Below are 3,149 nucleotides of genomic sequence, written 5' to 3'. Positions count from 1 at the left end.
GCGTCTCGCCCCACCCCGACTTAGTTCCACTCGGTCCACATGCCTCCCAGCGGCGGCGGGTCTTGAATCCGTGATCGATGATGCGTAGTTCGGTCTTCATCCCATGACCGTATATCGTCGCACGATACGTGTCAAGCGTGGTATCGTTGGGGATGACTCGCGGAAAAGTTCTTGGCCTCACGCTCGCCAAGGTCGCCGAACGCGCCCGCTATCTCGGCTCGCCCGAGTGCGTGGATGGCTACTACCTCCTGAAAGACCACAACGGCGGCAAGGATCCAACGGCGGCCGACCCGTTCGACCAGCGTCGCGATGTGGCTGTTCTTCGTGCCTCCGATCAGATCGCCTTCCCAGTGGCCGGGAATGGCGCGGTCCTCGACCGAGGCGGGGCGTTCGCTGATCGACACGGCACCCTTGATCTGGCCGAGGCCATTGCGCTTGAGGCTGGCGTGCCGCGACCTGCGAATGGTGCGTCGGGCGCGCAGATGCTCCAGCAGTTCCTTCTTCAGAACCCCGCGCGCCTGTATGTACAAACTTCTGTAGATGGTCTCGTGCGACACCTGCCTGTGCGGCTCCTTGGGAAAGCTGCGCCTGAGCCACCCCGCAATCTGTTCCGGTGACCATTTGCGACGCAGCTTGGCCGATACTGCCCGGGCCAGTGGCTGCGAGCAAGCCAGCTTGCAGGGCTTGGGCCGCAAGGCACGATCCCATGCCGCCTGATCGGACGCGGTCGCCCGATACCGTGCAATACCGCCGTTACGCCTAACTTCCCGACTGATCGTCGAGGGCGCGCGGCCCAGCCGACGGGCTATCGCACGCAACGGTTCGCTGACGCTCAGACCCCGCGATATCTCCTCCCGCTCCGCAAGGCTCAGCGCACGGCTGCCGCGCTTGCGATCGGCAGGCCGGATGCCCCCGGTCGGCGCGATCACCGAAAATACCGACGATGACGCTCGATCAAACCTGCGCCCAATCGAACTCATCGACTCCCCGCGCTGCCAACGATCCCATATCTCCGCTCGCTGGCTGGCCGTGTAATATATCCGACGACGCTGCTTCATCGCGACACTCCATCTTCCTCAAAAGATTAAAGTGTTGTCGCCACCCGTTGAACCCACCGTCGATGGGCGACAGACAGCTATCTCCGCCTGCGGTCGTGTCGACTGCCCGAAAGAGGTCCGGCGGCTATCGCCGGTTACCCGCCGGTAAGCCGACATTCCGAAGTCGGCCAGTCTGGTGCGTTTCTAGAGCGATCTTCGAGGCTTAGGGAATGGCGGGTGTTGGGATGGAACCCGCCAGTCCCGGCCAGGACGGCGTGATCTGCCCCCCGCTGAGTGGCCCAGATACTATCATAGTCTGGACCACGAAGGGACATTGAATGCCAAGCCAGAAGCACAAGTCGGAAGAGATTATCGGCAGGCTGCGAGAAGTTGAGATCGTGCTGGCGCAGGAGCCCTCGACGGCCGAGGCATGTCGACGGATCGCGGTCAGCGAGCAGACCTATTATCTCTATGGACGGCTCTCCCTTTGCAAGCGGCATTGAAACGTTCTGCGTGGATCAGTTGCAAACATCTATCCGGCGTCAGCTGGTTGTCCAGAGCGCCCAAATGGGAAATCCGCACACGCGCACCTCTACAGCTGGTAGGCCTCAAGGGCCTCGATAATAGTCAGGCTCGTCGCGCGTCGGCTCGATCAGTGCAGTCCATTTCTCCGTCTACTCGCAAACTGGTTCGGTTCTTCAGGCGGCGGCGCGGTATTGATCGCCCGTTCGAAGCACGGCCCAGATTATCCGTGCATTCTTGTTGGCGATGGCAACCGTTGCGCGGTTGAACCCGCGTCGCTCCCGAAGCTGGTTGGCCCATTGGCTGATGGGATCATTTTTATTGGGTGCCGTTCTCACGACGGCACGCGCGCCGTGAACCAATAGGCTGCGCAAATGCTGGCTTCCTCGTTTAGAGATGCCCATAAGCACCGCCTTATCACCGCTCGAGAACTGGCGCGGTACTAATCCAAGCCAGGCCGCCATGTGGCGCCCATTCCTGAAGTCCGAACCATCGCCGACCGCCGCGACAATCGCTGTTGCCGTTTTGGGCCCAACGCCTTTGATCCTGGCGACACGCTGACAGGGCTCGCTCGATTTGAAGACGGCTTCGATTTTCTTGTCGAAATGCTCGATGCGGCGTTCGAGATCGCAGAAGAAATCCCAGAGCTCGGCAATGGTCTCACGGGCCATAGTCGAGAGGCCGGAGTCGGCGCGTGCGAGTATCTCCGGAATCATGCGTCTCACCCGGGTAATCGACTTGGCAAAGGCAATGCCACGATCAAGCAGCAGCCCGCGCATCTGGCTGACCAGGGCCGTTCGGTGGTTCACAAGACGCTGGCGGGCGCGGTGTAGAGCCTGGATATCCTGTTGCTCAACGCTTTTCTTAGGCACCAGCGGAATGTGGGGTTGACGCACAGCCGTACAGATCGCCTCGGCATCGTTGCCGTCGTTCTTCTGCCTGCGGACAAATGGCTTCACATATTGAGGACTCACGATCTTCACGTTGTGGCCCAACTCTTCAAATTGGCGGGCCCAGCAAAATGCTCCTGTGCAGGCTTCGATCGCGACGGTGCAGGGCTCAATCCCGGCCAGCACCGAAAGTAGTTGGTCGCGCATGACCCGCCGTTTGAAAATCGCATTGCCCTTGCGATCAACGCCATGCAGCTGGAAGACATTCTTCGCCAGATCAATACCAAGTACATCGATGGTCATCATTCCTCTCCTTCGACTGCCGGTTGCACAACGATGCTCCGGGGTGGGAGAGCCGTCCATCCCATTAGCTGGCGCAAGGAATATGGCGGGCTGAAGACCGACCAGGCACGGCGGATGAAGGATCTGGAGAAGGAAAACCAACGGCTGCGCCGGGCGATCTCGGACCTGACGCTGGACAAGCTGATATTGCAGGAAGCTGCACGGGGAAACTTCTGAGCCCCGCGCGGCGACGGCGCTGCATCGATCATATACGACGGGATCTGCCAGTCCGGCTATCCGAGCGACGGATATGCCGGGTTCTAGGGCAGCATCGATCGACACAGCGTAAAGTGCCGCGTGGGGCGGAGGACGAACAGGCGCTGACGGAGGACATCATCGCCTTGGCAAAGCAATATGG

At 60.6% G+C, this 3,149-nt stretch carries 2 protein-coding genes and 2 pseudogenes; 2 read left to right on the top strand and 2 right to left on the bottom strand.

Going from position 1 to position 3,149, the window contains the following annotated elements:
* Positions 1–131: 131 nt before the first annotated feature.
* A complete protein-coding gene (locus KAY22_RS26995) occupies positions 132–1,058 on the bottom strand; it encodes an IS30 family transposase (protein WP_296626139.1) in 927 nt (308 codons plus the stop codon).
* A gap of 317 nt (positions 1,059–1,375) precedes the next feature.
* Here KAY22_RS26995 and KAY22_RS26990 point away from each other — a divergent pair.
* Positions 1,376–1,504, top strand: a pseudogene (locus tag KAY22_RS26990) (IS3 family transposase); the annotation flags it as partial.
* 231 nt (positions 1,505–1,735) lie between these two features.
* Here KAY22_RS26990 and KAY22_RS26985 read toward each other — a convergent pair.
* Positions 1,736–2,752: an IS110 family transposase gene (locus KAY22_RS26985; protein ID WP_026109761.1), complete on the bottom strand. Its 1,017-nt coding sequence runs from the start codon at positions 2,750–2,752 to the stop codon at positions 1,736–1,738.
* 69 nt (positions 2,753–2,821) lie between these two features.
* On the opposite strand from KAY22_RS26985, the pseudogene KAY22_RS26980 reads away from it, so the two are divergent.
* Positions 2,822–3,149 (top strand): annotated as a pseudogene (locus KAY22_RS26980) (IS3 family transposase); the annotation flags it as partial.

The sequence above is a fragment of the Rhizorhabdus sp. genome, from assembly GCF_018006725.1.
Classification (GTDB): domain Bacteria; phylum Pseudomonadota; class Alphaproteobacteria; order Sphingomonadales; family Sphingomonadaceae; genus Rhizorhabdus.
This window is presented reverse-complemented; position numbering and strand designations above follow the sequence as displayed.